The 13956-nt window shown below is 67.3% G+C and carries 11 protein-coding genes; all 11 read right to left on the bottom strand.

Going from position 1 to position 13956, the window contains the following annotated elements; translation table 11 throughout:
• Nucleotides 1-153 precede the first annotated feature (153 nt).
• Nucleotides 154-846 carry a response regulator gene (locus BLU29_RS05235; RefSeq protein ID WP_091060925.1) on the bottom strand — a complete coding sequence of 231 codons (693 nt, stop codon included), beginning with the start codon at nt 844-846 and terminating at the stop codon, nt 154-156.
• Between the two features lie 162 nt (nt 847-1008).
• Entirely contained in the window at nt 1009-1347 is a 339-nt protein-coding gene (locus BLU29_RS05230; RefSeq protein ID WP_091055693.1) for a P-II family nitrogen regulator, read from the bottom strand.
• A 174-nt stretch (nt 1348-1521) separates the two neighbouring features.
• Nucleotides 1522-2217 (bottom strand): response regulator, encoded by a 696-nt coding sequence (locus tag BLU29_RS05225; protein WP_091055691.1) that lies wholly within the window; start codon nt 2215-2217, stop codon nt 1522-1524.
• Nucleotides 2214-3773 carry an ATP-binding protein gene (locus BLU29_RS05220; protein WP_091055690.1) on the bottom strand — a complete coding sequence of 520 codons (1560 nt, stop codon included), beginning with the start codon at nt 3771-3773 and terminating at the stop codon, nt 2214-2216. The genes BLU29_RS05225 and BLU29_RS05220 overlap by 4 nt, the downstream gene beginning before the upstream one ends.
• A 48-nt stretch (nt 3774-3821) precedes the next feature.
• Nucleotides 3822-5618, bottom strand: coding sequence for a bifunctional protein-serine/threonine kinase/phosphatase (locus BLU29_RS05215; protein ID WP_091055688.1), 1797 nt, complete (start codon nt 5616-5618; stop codon nt 3822-3824).
• 66 nt (nt 5619-5684) lie between these two features.
• Nucleotides 5685-7775: an amino acid permease gene (locus BLU29_RS05210; RefSeq protein WP_172830217.1), complete on the bottom strand. Its 2091-nt coding sequence runs from the start codon at nt 7773-7775 to the stop codon at nt 5685-5687.
• Between the two features lie 161 nt (nt 7776-7936).
• Nucleotides 7937-8155 carry a hypothetical protein gene (locus tag BLU29_RS05205; protein ID WP_091055684.1) on the bottom strand — a complete coding sequence of 73 codons (219 nt, stop codon included), beginning with the start codon at nt 8153-8155 and terminating at the stop codon, nt 7937-7939.
• Between the two features lie 85 nt (nt 8156-8240).
• Nucleotides 8241-10895: a sensor histidine kinase KdpD gene (locus BLU29_RS05200; RefSeq protein ID WP_091055683.1), complete on the bottom strand. Its 2655-nt coding sequence runs from the start codon at nt 10893-10895 to the stop codon at nt 8241-8243.
• A gap of 71 nt (nt 10896-10966) precedes the next feature.
• The gene (locus BLU29_RS17910) at nt 10967-11128 is read right to left on the bottom strand and encodes a hypothetical protein (RefSeq protein WP_157693642.1); all 162 of its coding nucleotides are present in this window, start codon (nt 11126-11128) and stop codon (nt 10967-10969) included.
• A gap of 19 nt (nt 11129-11147) precedes the next feature.
• On the bottom strand, nt 11148-11741 hold the full coding sequence (gene kdpC / locus BLU29_RS05195) for a K(+)-transporting ATPase subunit C (RefSeq protein ID WP_091055681.1): 594 nt from the start codon (nt 11739-11741) through the stop codon (nt 11148-11150).
• A gap of 76 nt (nt 11742-11817) precedes the next feature.
• Nucleotides 11818-13860, bottom strand: coding sequence for a potassium-transporting ATPase subunit KdpB (gene kdpB / locus BLU29_RS05190; protein ID WP_091055680.1), 2043 nt, complete (start codon nt 13858-13860; stop codon nt 11818-11820).
• Between the last annotated feature and the right edge of the window lie 96 nt (nt 13861-13956).

Below are 13956 nucleotides of genomic sequence, written 5' to 3'. Positions count from 1 at the left end.
GCACGAAAAGCACTTCGTCCCCTCCTGTCTAGTGGTTTTCGAGGCAAACCCGTGAAATGTGCGCGGGTAAGGCGCGGACTCCGCGCCGCGCCTCGGCGGGCACCAGCCTTCGCCAAGGCTACGGTCTGGCAAGGCGGAGTGTCCGCCCTATCTTCAACCCTCGACCAGCCGGTAGCCGATGCCGGCGTCCGTCTTCAGGTGGCGCGGCGTGTGCGGGTCGGCTTCGAGCTTCTGGCGCAGGTGCGTCATGTGCACCCGCAGGTAATGGGTGTTCTCCTCGGCGTTGGGCCCCCAGAGTTCGCGCAGGATCTGCCGGTGCGTGACGACCTTGCCGCGGTGCTGCACGAGCAGATGGAAGAGCGCGTATTCCCGGGCGGTCAGGTGCACCTCGGTGCCGGCCCGGCGCACGAGGCGCGCCGCCTGATCCACCTCGATATCGCCGATTTTGACCACGGCCGGTTCGCTGGCCGCCGGCGTGCGGCGGAGGATGGCCCGCACCCGGGCCAGCAATTCGCGGCCGCTAAAGGGCTTGGTCAGGTAATCGTCCGCCCCGGCGTCGAGCGCGGCGATCTTGTCGTCCTCGCCTTCGCGCACGGAAAGCACGAGCACCGGCACCTTGGACCACTCGCGCAGCCGCCGGATGACCTCCGTGCCGTCGAGGTCGGGCAGGCCGAGGTCGAGAATGATGCCGTCGGGCGCGGCGTGCGCCAGCTCCTGCAGGCCGAGCTGGCCGGTCTCGGCCTCGCGCACCTTGTAGTGTTCCGCCTCGAGGGTCACGCGGAGCAGCCGGCGGATCTGGACCTCGTCGTCGATGACGAGGAGCGAGGACTTGGCGGCGGCGGCAATCACGACGGCAACATACCTGGGCCGACCGCAGCGTAAAGCCCGCAGAAGCACCGGCCCGTCGCGACCATCCGGCCCCGGAAAACTTGCGGCCCCTTTCACCACGAAAGGGGCCGCTTTGCTTATGAGTTATGAGCTAACCCAAAATTCAGGCGGAAAAACCGCTCAGACGGCGCTGTCGCCATGCTCGTTGGTGCGGATGCGGACGACATTCTCCAGCGGGACCACGAAAATCTTGCCGTCGCCGATCTTGCCGGTCTTCGCGGCGGAGGTGATGGCGTCGATCACCTTGCCGGCGATGTCGTCAACGACGGCGATCTCGATCTTCACCTTGGGCAGGAAATCCACGGTGTATTCGCTGCCGCGGTAAATCTCGGTGTGGCCTTTCTGGCGGCCAAAGCCCTTGACCTCGGTGACCGTCAGACCCTCGACTCCCGCGGTGCCCAGCGCCGCCTTCACTTCGTCGAGTTTGAACGGCTTGATGATGGCGATGATGAGTTTCATGCAAACGGGTCGTCGGGGTGGGTCAGGGCTTGGCGTCGGGGAGGGGGCTGGTGCCGGCGGGCATTGGGCTGGTCCGCTTGCTGCAGTGCGCATACCACCGCCCATCAACGCGGCTTCAAAACGAAGCCGGGAAACATCAACAGAGCATCAACCACCCGCCGCGGCCGGGATCGCTCAATCGGTGTCGAGCCGGTAGCCCGACCCGGCCTCGGTGATGAGGAACCGCGGCTGGTTGGGCTCCTCCTCTATTTTCTGGCGCAGGCGCGCCATGTAGACCCGCACGTAATGCGTCTGGGCTTCCGCCCCCGGCCCCCAGAGTTCCCGCAGGATCTGCCGGTGCGTGATGACCTTGTTGCGGTGCGTGACCAGCAGCCGCAGCAGCGCGTATTCGCGCGCGGTGAGTTTCAGCTCCTGCCCGTGCTTGGTCACCACGCGGCGCCCCAGGTCGACGGTCACCGGGCCGAACTGCGCCACGTTTGCCTCCACGGCGGCGGGTTCGCGCCGCAGGAGCACCCGGAGACGCGCCAGCATCTCGCCCCAGCCGAACGGCTTCGTCATGTAGTCGTTCGCGCCGGCGTCCAGCGCCTCGATCTTTTCCTTTTCCTGACCGCGCACCGAGAGGATGAGCACCGGCACCTGGCTCCACTCGCGGAGCCGCCGCAGGATCTCCAGCCCGGACAGGTCGGGCAGGCCGAGGTCGAGGATGATCACGTCCGGCCGGTGGTGGGCCACCTCGCCGAGGCCGCTCAAGCCGTCGCTGGCCTCGCGGACACGGTAGCCGGCGGTCGTGAGCGCGCCGCGGAGCAGGCGGCGGATCTGGTCCTCATCGTCGATGACGAGCACTTCGGACTGGGGGCCGGCCGGGTTCATTCGGCCGGGACACTGTCGTGCTGTTCGAGCGGCAGCAAGATGACAAACCGCGCGCCGCCACCCGGTTGGTTCTCCGCCGTGAGGCTGCCGCCGTGGGCTTCGACAAAACCACGGGCGATGGAAAGCCCCAGGCCAAGGCCGCCGGCCCGGTTGGGCTGGCCGCGGAAAAACCGTTCAAACAAGCGGGCCCGCAGGTCTTCGCTCAACCCGGGTCCGGTGTCACTCACGGCCAGCCAGATCCGTTGGTTGGACTCGTCCACCCCGGCTGACACGGTGATTTCCGCCGGGGGTGGTGCGTGGCGGCAGGCATTGTGCATCAGGTTCACCAAGGCCTGTTGCAACAGGTCGGAATCGCCGTGCACCAGGGGCAGGCCGGGGTCCAGCCGCACGTGCACCGTGCGGCCGGCGCGGACGTCGGCAATGCTTTTCAAGGCGGCGTTCACGAGATCGGCGGCGTCACACCAGTCGCGTTGCGCGCGCACGCCGGCATCGAGCCGGGTGGTGTCCAGCAGGTTGGTCACCAGGCGGCGCAGCCGCTGGGCGGCGACATGGATTTCGCCCGCCAGCGCCGGATCGGCCGGTCCCGTCGCGGCTTGCAGGCTCTCCGCCGCGGAAGCGATGACGGCCAGGGGGGTCTTGAGCTCATGCGAGACGCTGTCGAGCAGGGCGCGGTGCAACTGGTCGGAAGCGGTCTGCACGCGGGCCGACTCGTTGGCGGCGCGCAGCCGCTCGTGCTCCAGCGCCACGGCGATTTGCGCGGCAAAGCTCGCGAGCACGTCGCGCTGCGCCAGCGGGAAATCCCTTCCGGGCGGAATCTCGACCGCCATCACGCCAAGCAACCGGCCGGCGGCCGCGAGGGGAAAATGGAGGCCGTCGCCGCCTGTCACCGCCCGGGTGGAGCGGCCTGATTCCCCGTGGGCGCGAAAGATCCGGAGGGCGGCGGCCTGTTCGGTCTCGCTGATCGCGTAGGAGGTGGCCGGGTGCAGCGTGAGGTGACCGGGTCGGGCCGGGTCGGCGATCAGCAGGGCGAGCCGTGCGCCGAACAGCTCCCGGGCCTGATCGGCGGCGGTGCGCAGGACCTCGTCGGCGGATTGGGCCGAGGCGAGGAGCTGGGTGAGCTGGAGCAGGGCGGTGGCCCGTTGCGCGCGTTGCCGCTCGGACTGTTCCTGCTGGCGGATCCGCCCGGTCAGCCGCCCGGCGACGATCGCGATGGCAAAGAACAGGAAGAACATCATCCAGTCTTCGAAGCGCAGCAGCACGAACGTGAAAAGCGGGGGAAAAAACAGGTAGTCCCAGGTCAGCGCGCCCAGCGCGGCGGCGAACAGGATCGGCCCCTGGCCCAGCCGCAGGCTGAGCAGCACGATCATGAACAGATAGATGACCGCCACCGCCCAGTAGTCCGACCACGGCCGGATGAGAAAGCCGAAGCCGGTGGCGGTCGCAATGGCCAGGCTGGCCGCCAGGTATTCCCGCGCGGGCGAGGATGCGCCCGTGCCGCCCTTCAACCGGTGGAGGAAAGACGGTTGCGGTGCGGAGGAGTTCGGCGGCTGGCTCATGCGGTCACGGGTCGTTCACACGGGAGCCGGACGTCGGTGCCGCCGGCCTCAATGTTTTCCGTGTCGGGTGAAATACCACAGCATCAGGCCGAATCCAATCACCTGTAACGCGACAAAAAAGAGGATCAGGGGCATGGCCCGGAACCGGCCCTTCCACGGCCGGACGGGCTGAAGGTTGCGGAAGCGCTCGGTGAGTGGAACGATTTCGTAGTCGTCGAGCTCGGCCTTCATTTTCGCCGCACTTTCGTAGCGTTCGTCGGGGTTGCGCGCCAGCGCATGCAGGACGATCTCCTCCATCACGGGCGTCAGATGCGGGTTGAGTTTGCGCGGCGCCACGGGGTCGCCGGTGGTCCGGATGTTCATCACCACGTAAGGGCTCTCGCCTTCGAAGGGCACCTTGCCGGTGACCATCTCGTAGAGGATCGCGCCCAGGCTGTAGATGTCGGTGCGATGGTCGCCGCGGCGGCCGTTGACCTGCTCGGGCGCCATGTAGTCCGGCGTGCCCATGGTCGGCGAGAATCCGGCAAAGGTGAGCCGGCGCATCCGGGCGGCCTTGGCGATGCCGAAGTCGAGGATGCGGATGCTGCCGTCCTTGCAGACCATGATGTTCTGCGGTTTCAGGTCGCGGTGCACGATGTTCCGCTGGTGCATGTGCTCGAGCGCCTCGCAGACGCGGCTGACGATCTTCGCGGCCTCCTTTTCCGGCAGGGGCTTGGTGGCCTCCATCACCTTGTCCAGCGTCTGCCCGTCGAGATACTCCATGACCAGGTAGGGACGGCTCTTCGGTTTGTCGACCGGGATGATCTTGAGGATATAGGGATGGTCGAGCTGCCGGCCGATCTCCTCCTCGCGTTGGAACCGGGTGAAGGTCGCCACGTCGCTCTCGAACTGCATCAGCGGGACCTTCAGCGCCACGACCTGCTGGGTCTGGTGGTCGCGCGCCTTGAAGATGCAGGCCATGCCGCTGCGGCTGATCAGCTCGGTCACCTCAAATCGCTCATCAAGGACGTTGCCCGGTTCGAGTTCACTGCTCACGTTGCTGGGGTTGGGTTGGTTTTGGTGGACGAGCGGGATGCCGCGGAAATAAGTGATGAGGTCGGTCTGGTCGACGCGGATGATTTGGACGGAGATGTTATCGTCAACCTGCCGTTTCTCAGCCAGCGCAATCAGGCGCTGGCAGGCCTCTTGCGGCGGGAAATGGCTCGCGATTTCGCCGATCTCCTCGTCCACCACGAAGGCGTAGAGCCCGTCGGAGCATTGCACCACGATGTCCCCCTTGACCAGGGTTTCCTGGTTGCTGTCGAACTTTGCGATCGGCTCGTGGCCGACACTGCGGGTGAGCACGGAACGCATGGGGCTCGTCATGGCCCAGTGCTCGTGCATGACGCGGAATTTGACCGACAAGGCCACGTAGCAATGGTCGGTGGTGAGCCGCCGGATCTTGCCGTTGCGGACGAGGTAGACGCGCGAGTCGCCCACATGCGCGACATGCAGCACATTGTCGCGGAAAAAGGAGACCGTCAGCGTGGTCGCCATCTTGCCCTGCTCCGGCGTGGCGACGGCCGTGTCGTAGACCGCCCGGCTGGCCGCATCGAACATCGTCCGCTGCAGCACGCCGGCCGGCGTGGCGGGCAGCGCTTTCTGGAAGGCGATGAGCGCCGCCGTCACCGCCAGCTGGCTGGCCACCTCCCCGCGGCTCTCCCCGCCCACGCCATCCGCGAGGATCCAGGCCATGCCCTTGGTCCGGACCTGTTCTCCTTCCTCGTGCTGCCAGAACGAGATGAAGTCCTCGTTCGTTTCGCGAACGGGGCCGGCCACGGAGAGCTGCGCATGGGTGACTTGCACGGGGGGTAAAAGCGCGGGCCCTCGGATTGCTCCGAGGGCCGCGGGGCCGGTCCGGCGGAGCGGAGATCAGGTCTGGGACTGGACCGGGGCGGATAGCAGGACGGCCTTGCCAGCCGCCTTGCTGCGCCGCAGCAGATAGACGAAGCCCCAGACGCCCCAGAGGGCGACGACGCCCAGGGCGATGTAAGGCTCCTTCCAGCTCATGCCCGGGACCAGGCTCGAACCGTTCACCGGCAGCGGCCCGATGAGATAGAACAGCATGCAGGTGAAATTGGCGATCACGCCGAACACCGGCACGACCACGTGCTTGAACCCGCTGAAGCTGTGGTGCTCCTTGAAGGCCACCATCGCCACGATGCAGGTCGTCATGTAGAGCAGGAAGGTGCCGAAATTGCTGATCAGGGTGACGATGAGCAGCGTGTTGGGCAGCTTGGCGTAGGTCTCGGGCGAGAAGATGCCGAAGCCGTACCAGAAGTTATGCTTGTCGAGCGCCGCGGGCGTCGTGCTGCCGAGATACAGCCAGACCGTCACGATGCCGACGAAGATGGAAAGGATGCCCAGCGTCCAGATGGCGCGGTGGGGCGTCAGGGTCTTTTCGTGCAGGATGCCGAAGTGCGCGCCCATTTCCTCGTCGCGGCCCATGGCGTAGGTGACGCGGGCGCCGGTGTTGAGGCAGGCCAGCGTGGTGCCGATGAGCGCCAGGAACACGGTGAAGGCCTGGACCAGCATGAAGGCCGTGCCGGCCTTCGCGCTGCCGAAGGCCCAGGTGCCCACGATCTTCATCATGTCGCCGATCGGCGCGCTCGAGGCGCCGGCGGCCGGCATGGTGTAGCCGTTGTTCAGGAAGTAATTCGCGCAGAAGTATTCGATCAGGTAGCAGACCGCGCCCTGGATGACGAGCGACAGGATGATGGCCCGCGCCACGTCGCGCTTCGGGTTCTTCGCCTCTTCGGCCATCGAGGAGACGGACTCGAAGCCGACCAGGCAGAGCACCGCGATGCAGGCCTGCACGAACAGCCAGCTGAAATTGTGCGGCGCCACGACGGAGACCGCCGAGCTGTGATAGTTGAAGGTCAGCGGATCCGTCGCGCTGCCGGCCGTCCCGCTGATGCCGCCGTCCTTCTCCGTGTAGCTGATCGTGAAGAGGGTGGGGGTCAGGTGGCCGTCCTTGTCCTTGACCCACTTGCCATCCTTGTCCTTGTCGAAAAGCGGATAGGGATCGCCGCTGGCCAGGCCCATGGCGGTCAGCGCCGCCAACAGGTCGGGATCCTTGTTCTTGTCCTTGTTCAGGTCGTCATCCGTGACGGTGCGGTCCTGCTGCTTGATGGCGGCGAGCGGCACCGGCTTGCCATCCTTGTCGAGCACGGGTTTGCCGCTGGCATCGGTCTGGTTGATCACCGCGCCCTTGTCGTCGGTCTGGTATTTGGCCGAACCGTCGGCCCAGGTGTCGGGCACAGGTGCGCCCTTGTCGTCGGTCACATTGGCCTGGTCCACCTGGTAGTTGATGGCGGTGCCGTTGGAGAGGTGGATGGCGGTCGCCCCCTCCTTGTGGTTCATGCGGTAGCTCAGCGCCATGATGGAGAAGACCATGAGGGCGATGATCTGGATCACGTTCATGGCGATGTTCACGCCGGTCGAGCCGGACACGCCGCGTTGCGCGATCCACGACACGAACAGCGAGAACACGATGCAGATGAGAATCATCAGCAGGGGGCTGTTGTAGTTGCCGCTGAAGGTGTCGGGCCAGAACTGGGCGGCCAGATAACCGCCCAGCAGCGCCGTCACCCCCACCATGAGGCCGGGATAGATCCAGTAATACAGATGGCTCGCCCAGCCGGTGAAGAACTTGATGACGCGCGCATACTTGAACGCCTTCTTTTTCGAGATGAAGGCCTGTTCCGCGTAAAAGTAGGAAGAGCCGGTGCCGGGATACAGCTTGGACAGTTCGGCATAGCTGATGGCCGTCGCCAGGCACAGCAGCAGCGCGAGGAAGAAACCGAACCACATGGCGGCGCCGGCCATCGGCGCGCCATAAAGGGCCTGTTCTTCATACGTCAACCAGAGGAAAGCACCGGGAGCGATCAGCGCCATCGCGTTGAAGGTCAGGCCAGTAAGCCCGAGGGTAGGCTTCATCGAAGCGGTAGTTTTTTCAGCCATGGTATGTGTGTTTTGGGTTTTTGCCGAGGAACACGCACGTTTCTGCATCCGTTATACCACCGGGCATTAAGGTGCCGTTAACAAAGCCGCCAAAAGCATAAATAAATCGAAAACAAGTCGCCCACCGCCTGCCCGGCCCGGGGCTGACGCACGGCTGAGCCTCAAGCTTGCGGGGCGCACCACCACTTGCGCACAGCGACTACGGACCAGACGGCCTCCACGACGCCGAACGGCCATGCGCCCTGCAGGAATCCGTAAACCGAGCCGAGCGTGCACGATGCGGCGAACGCCAGGACGAACCACCGGCTGCGCGCCTCCAGCGCATAGCAGACCAGCATGGCGGAGACGGCGAACAGGCCGAAGAGGGAGAGTGGGTCCATCGGCGCAGTCACGCAGTGCGCCGCTGCCGGCGGACCGGAGCGAGCCGGCCCATGAGCCGGCTCGCGGCAATGGCGGTCGGACCTCTCATTCGTGGAGCACGGCACTGGGCGGGGTGTGCGGCAGGTAAATGGTGAACACGGCGCCGCCGCCGGGATTTTCGCCGACCATGACATCGCCGCCCTGGGCGGTCACGAAGCCCCGCACGATCGACAGGCCCAGGCCGAGCCCGCCCGCGTGCGCCGCGTCGCCGCGCTCGAATTTCTTGAACAGCCGCTCGCGCATCTCCAGCGGGAAGCCGGGCCCGCGGTCCGCCACGGTGAAAAACGCCCGGGTGCCGCTGCGCTCGATGCCGGCGGTCAGGAACACCTGCGTGCCTTCCGGGGTGTGGCGCGTGGCGTTGAGCAGGAGGTTGGCGAGCGCCTGTTCCATCAGCGCGAAATCGGCGCGCACCGGTGGCATGTCGTCGGGCAGCACCACGTCGAGCGGGTGGCCGGCCAGCGCGTCGCGCACGCCGTCGAGGGCGGCGTTCACGAGGTCCCGGGCGTCGCACCAGTCGAGCCGCGGCTTCAGCGTGCCGCTCTCGAGGCGGGTCTGGTCGAGCAGGTTGCCGACGAGCCGGTTGAGGCGGCGGGCGGCGGCCCGGCCCTCGCCGATCAGTTCCGCCCGCAGCTCCGGGGTGGCCTCCGCCAGGTTCTCCAAGGCGCCCGTGATCACGGCCAGCGGCGTGCGCAGCTCGTGCGAGACGCTGTCGAGCAGCACGCGGTGCAGCTTGTCGGACTCGGCCAACAGTTTTTCCCGTTCGCCGGCCGCGCGCAGGTGCTCGCCCTCGACGTTGAGCGCGAGCTGCCGGGCGAAGGCTTCCAGCAGGTCGCGCTGCGCCAGGGTCAGCGTGCGCTCCGGCGGCACGACGATGCCCAGCACGCCCACGGCCCGTTCCTCGCGCACGAGCGGCAGGTAGAACGCCGCGCTGGCGGGCAGGGTGTCAGTGAAGCGTCCGGCAGGGCGGCGGTTCCGGAAAACCCATTCGGCCACGCCGCGTTCCTTCTCGTCGAGCGCGAACGAGCCGGCGAAATGCGGGATGGCGCCGCCGGCCTCGTCGGCGAGCAGCAGGGCGGTCTTGGCCCCGAAGAGTTCATCCGCCTGGCGCAGCGCGGCGAACACGGCGTCATCCAGCGTCCGGGCCTCGGCCAGGGCGCGCGTCAGCTCGAACAGCGCCGTGGCCCGCTCCTCGCGCAGCTGCTCGTTCTGCGCCTGGGCGCGGATGCGCGAGGTGAGGTGGCCGGAGACGAGCGCGACCACGAAGTAGGTGCCGAACAGCGTCGCGTCCTCCACCTTGCTGATGGCGAAGGTGAATTGCGGGGGGATGAACAGGAAATCCCAGGTCAGCGCGCTCAGGACGCCCGCGGCGAACACCGGCCCGCGGCCGACCCGCAGGCTGAGCATGATGATCGCCAGCAGGTAGACCAGGCCGACGGCCAGGTAGGTCTCGGCGGCCAGCAACCGTCCGAGGAGCGTGATGACGGCGACGGTGCCGGCGGCCACCGCGTATTCCCGGGGCGCGCTGCGCAGGCCCCGGTTCATGGTCAGCAGCGGGCGGTGGCGGGCGGACTCGGCCGGGACGACGTAGATGTCGATGTTGCCGCCGAGCCGGAGCAGCCGGTCGACCAGCGTGCCGCGCACGAGGTCGAGGAACCGCCGGGCGCGCGGCTTGCCGACGACGATCTGGGTGGCGTTGTGCTGCAGCGCCGTGCGCACGAGGGCCGCGGCGATGTCGTCGTCATGGGTGACCACGATCTCGGCGCCGAGTTCGCGGGCCAGGGCCAGGTTCTTGTCCAGCAGCCGCTGGTCCTCCGCCGACAGGGCGACCGAGGGCTCGATGTAGACGGCGACCCACGGCGCGCCGAGGGCCGCCGCCATGCGCCGGGTCCAGCGCACCAGCTGGAGGGAGAACGGGCTCGGCCCGACCGCGACCAGCAGCCGTTCGCCGCTGCGCCAGACGGTCTGCTTGGCAGCCCCGGCGCGCAGGTGGTGCAGCTGCCGGTCCACGCGCTCGGCCACGAAGCGCAAGGCCAGCTCGCGGAGGGCGGTGAGGTGGGTGTCCTTGAAAAACCCGGCCTGCGCCGCCGCGGCCCGCTCGCCGAGATAGACCTTGCCCTCGCGGAGCCGCTCGAGCAGCGCCTCGGGCGTGAGGTCCAGCAGCTCGATCTCGTCGGCGAGCTCGAACACCGAGTCGGGCACGGTCTCGTTGACGGTCGCGCCGGTGATCTGGCGGACGGCATCGGCGCGGCTCTCCAGGTGCTGCACGTTGAGCGTGGTGTAGACATCGAGGCCGGTGTCGAGCAGCTCGACCACGTCCTGGTAGCGTTTCGGATGACGGGAACCGGGGGCGTTGGTGTGGGCGAACTCGTCCACCAGCACGAGCCGCGGCTTCCGGGCGAGGACGGCTTCGAGATCCATCTCGGCCAGTTGGGTGCCGCGGTAGTCGATCTGCTTGCGCGGGATGACGGTCAGGCCGGCGAGCATCGCCTCGGTCTCCGCGCGCCCGTGGGTCTCGACGACCCCGATCGCAACCTCCACCCCGGACGCGCGTTCCTGCTGCGCGGCGCGGAGCATCGCGTAGGTCTTGCCGACCCCGGGACACATGCCGAAAAAGACCTTCAGCCGGCCGCGGCGGGCCCGGGCTTCATCGCGATGGAGCGAGGCGAGCAGGGCGTCGGGATCGGGGCGGACGTTGAGCATGGCAGGCGATTTTACCCGTCAGTTTGCCGGGGCGGTGCGGAAACACCACTCGTAATCGTCGCGGACTGGCCTCAAGGTTTGACCGGCTGGGCGGGCGGCCAGGCAATGCGGGAGTGTCCGGAGGGCTGGTGGGAAGGATCCATGAACCAAAGCACGATGGTGAGGACAGAAAGCAGGATGAGCACAATCATGAACGCCACCTGGTCACGGGGCATGGGGCGGCGGGCTTTCATGGCGGGTTCCGGTCAGGGATCATTTTGCCGGGGCAAAATGATCGAGGGCGAGATTGAGCTGGAGCACGTTGACGACGGGCTCACCGAAGACGCCCCAGTCGCGACCCTGGGTGTTTTGCTGCACGAGCAGCTGCACCTGCGTGGGCGGAAGCCCGCGGGCCTTCGCGACCCGGGCGGCCTGCAGCTGCGCGTTGGCGACGCTGATGTGCGGATCGAGGCCGCTGCCGGAGGAGGTGACGGCGTCGGCGGGCACGGCGGTGTCGGCCGCAAGGCCGTTGGCGGTGCGGTAGGCGACGACGGCGGCCTTGATGGAGTCGGCGAGCTTCTGGCTCGTCGGACCGAGGTTGGTGCCCGAGGAGTTCGTCGCATCGTAGCCGGTGCCCGCGGCGGACGGGCGCGGCTGGAAGTATTTGTCGCTGGAAAAATTCTGCGCGAGCAGCCGCGAGCCGCGCACGGTGCCGTCCTTGTCGGTGACGAGGCTGCCGTTGGCCTGGTCGGGGAAGAGGGTCTGGGCACCGGCCCACACGGCCAGCGGATAGGCGCCGCACAGCAGCACGGCGAAGACCAGCGTGAGGAGGAGCGAGGTTTTGAATTCGGCGAGGAAGGTTTTCATGGCGTGGTTTGATTGGTAGGGGCGTCCCTTGCGGACGCCCGCGGGCGCCGGCAAGCGGTGCCCCTACAGTTGATTTTCAGACAAGGTGGGCCGCGGTGATGAGGACATCGATGAGCTTGATGCCGACGAAGGGGATGAGGATGCCGCCGACCCCGTAGAGCAGCAGGTTGCGGCGGAGCATGGCGGCCGCGCCGACGGGCCGGTAGGCCACGCCGCGCAGCGCCAGCGGGATGAGCGCGATGATGACGAGAGCGTTGAAGATGACGGCGCTCAGGATCGCGCTGAGCGGCGTGGCGAGGTGCATGACGTTGAGCGGGGCGATGGCGGGGAACACGCCGACAAGCATCGCGGGGATGATGGCGAAATACTTGGCGACGTCGTTCGCGATGCTGAAGGTCGTGAGCGAACCGCGCGTGATGAGCATCTGTTTGCCGATCTCGACGATCTCAAGGAGCTTCGTCGGGTTGCTGTCGAGGTCGACCATGTTGCCCGCCTCCTTGGCGGCTTGGGTGCCGGTGTTCATCGCGACGCCGACGTCGGCCTGGGCCAGCGCGGGGGCGTCGTTGGTGCCGTCGCCGGTCATGGCGACGAGGTGGCCCTTGGCCTGCTCCTCGCGGATGCGGGCGAGTTTCATCTCGGGCGTGGCCTGGGCGAGGAAGTCGTCCACGCCGGCCTCGGCCGCGATGGCGGCGGCGGTGAGGGGATTGTCGCCGGTGATCATGACGGTGCGGATGCCCATGGCGCGGAGCTGCGCGAAGCGCTCCTTGATGCCGCCCTTGACCACGTCCTTCAGGTGGATGACGCCCAGCACCTCGCGGCCCTCGGCCACCACCAGCGGGGTGCCGCCGCTGCGTGAGATGTTGTCTACGGTCTCGGTGACCGCGGCGGGGTAGACGCCGCCCTGGGCCTCGACCCAGGCCTTGACGTTGGCCGCGGCGCCCTTGCGGATCTGGCGGACGACCTGATTCGGGGTGACCGCGGCGAAGTCCACCCCGCTCATGCGGGTCTGCGCGGCGAAGGGGACGAACGTGGCGTGTGGCGCCGCGATGTCACGGCCGCGCAGGTTGAATTTCTCCTTGGCGAGCACCACGATGCTGCGGCCCTCGGGCGTCTCGTCGGCGAGAGAGGCGAGCTGCGCGGCGTCGGCGAGGCGCTCGGCGGGGATGCCGGTCGCCGGCAGGAACTCGGTCGCCTGGCGGTTGCCCAGGGTGATGGTGCCGGTCTTGTCGAGCAGCAGCACGTCGATGTCGCCGGCGGCCTCGACGGCGCGGCCGGAGGTGGCGAGAACGTTGCGCTGGAGGAGGCGGTCCATGCCGGCGATGCCGATGGCGCTGAGCAGGCCGCCGATGGTGGTGGGAATGAGGCAGACGAGCAGCGCGATGAGCGTGGTGATGGAGAAGGCGACGTTGGCATAGATGCCGAAGGGTTTCAGCGCGATGATGACCAGCAGGAAGATGATGGTGAGCGCGGACAGCAGGATCGTGAGCGCGATCTCGTTGGGGGTCTTCTGCCGCGAGGCGCCCTCGACCATGGCGATCATGCGGTCGATGAAGGTGTGGCCGGGCTCCGAGGTGACACGGATGACGATGCGATCGCTCAGCACGCGCGTGCCGCCGGTGACGGCGCAACGGTCGCCGCCGCTCTCGCGGACGACGGGCGCGGACTCGCCGGTGATGGCGGATTCGTCGACCGAGGCGATGCCCTCGATGACGTCGCCGTCGGCCGGAATGATGTCGCCGGTCTCGCAGACGACCAGGTCGCCCTTGCGCAGGTCGGTGGCGGCAACCTTTTCCTCCGTGCCGTGGCGCAGCCGGCGGGCGAAGGTCTGCGTGCGGGCGCGCTTGAGCGAGTCGGCCTGGGCCTTGCCGCGGCCCTCGGCGACGGCCTCGGCGAAGTTGGCGAACAGGACGGTGAACAGCAGCCAGAGGGCGACCTGCAGGACGTAGCCGAACGGCTCCTTGGAGGTGAAGAGCTGCTCGAACGTCAGCAGGGCGCCAATGAGGGTGACGAACATCACCGGGTTCTTCAGCTGGGTGCGCGGGTCGAGCTTCTTGAAGGAATCGGCGACGGCCTGGCGGAGGATGGCGCGGTCGAAAAGGGAGACGGCTTTGGTGCTCATGGGATTCGGGAAAGGATGATTTTAAAAAGCGGAACTCAGGAAATCAGGAATGGACGCATCTGGCCTTGGCCGGCTTTCCTGATTTCCCCATTGGAA

The sequence above is a fragment of the Opitutus sp. GAS368 genome, from assembly GCF_900104925.1.
Classification (GTDB): domain Bacteria; phylum Verrucomicrobiota; class Verrucomicrobiia; order Opitutales; family Opitutaceae; genus Lacunisphaera.
This window is presented reverse-complemented; position numbering and strand designations above follow the sequence as displayed.

Excerpts from the sequence above, each read along its gene's own strand:
- kdpB (WP_091055680.1), bottom strand. The coding sequence starts at position 13,860 with ATGAGCACCAAAGCCGTCTCCCTTTTCGACCGCGCCATCCTCCGCCAG.
- BLU29_RS05225 (WP_091055691.1), bottom strand. The coding sequence starts at position 2,217 with ATGAACCCGGCCGGCCCCCAGTCCGAAGTGCTCGTCATCGACGATGAG.
- BLU29_RS17910 (WP_157693642.1), bottom strand. The coding sequence starts at position 11,128 with ATGAAAGCCCGCCGCCCCATGCCCCGTGACCAGGTGGCGTTCATGATT.
- BLU29_RS05220 (WP_091055690.1), bottom strand. The coding sequence starts at position 3,773 with ATGAGCCAGCCGCCGAACTCCTCCGCACCGCAACCGTCTTTCCTCCAC.
- BLU29_RS05200 (WP_091055683.1), bottom strand. The coding sequence starts at position 10,895 with ATGCTCAACGTCCGCCCCGATCCCGACGCCCTGCTCGCCTCGCTCCAT.
- kdpC (WP_091055681.1), bottom strand. The coding sequence starts at position 11,741 with ATGAAAACCTTCCTCGCCGAATTCAAAACCTCGCTCCTCCTCACGCTG.
- BLU29_RS05230 (WP_091055693.1), bottom strand. The coding sequence starts at position 1,347 with ATGAAACTCATCATCGCCATCATCAAGCCGTTCAAACTCGACGAAGTG.
- BLU29_RS05205 (WP_091055684.1), bottom strand. The coding sequence starts at position 8,155 with ATGGACCCACTCTCCCTCTTCGGCCTGTTCGCCGTCTCCGCCATGCTG.
- BLU29_RS05210 (WP_172830217.1), bottom strand. The coding sequence starts at position 7,775 with ATGGCTGAAAAAACTACCGCTTCGATGAAGCCTACCCTCGGGCTTACT.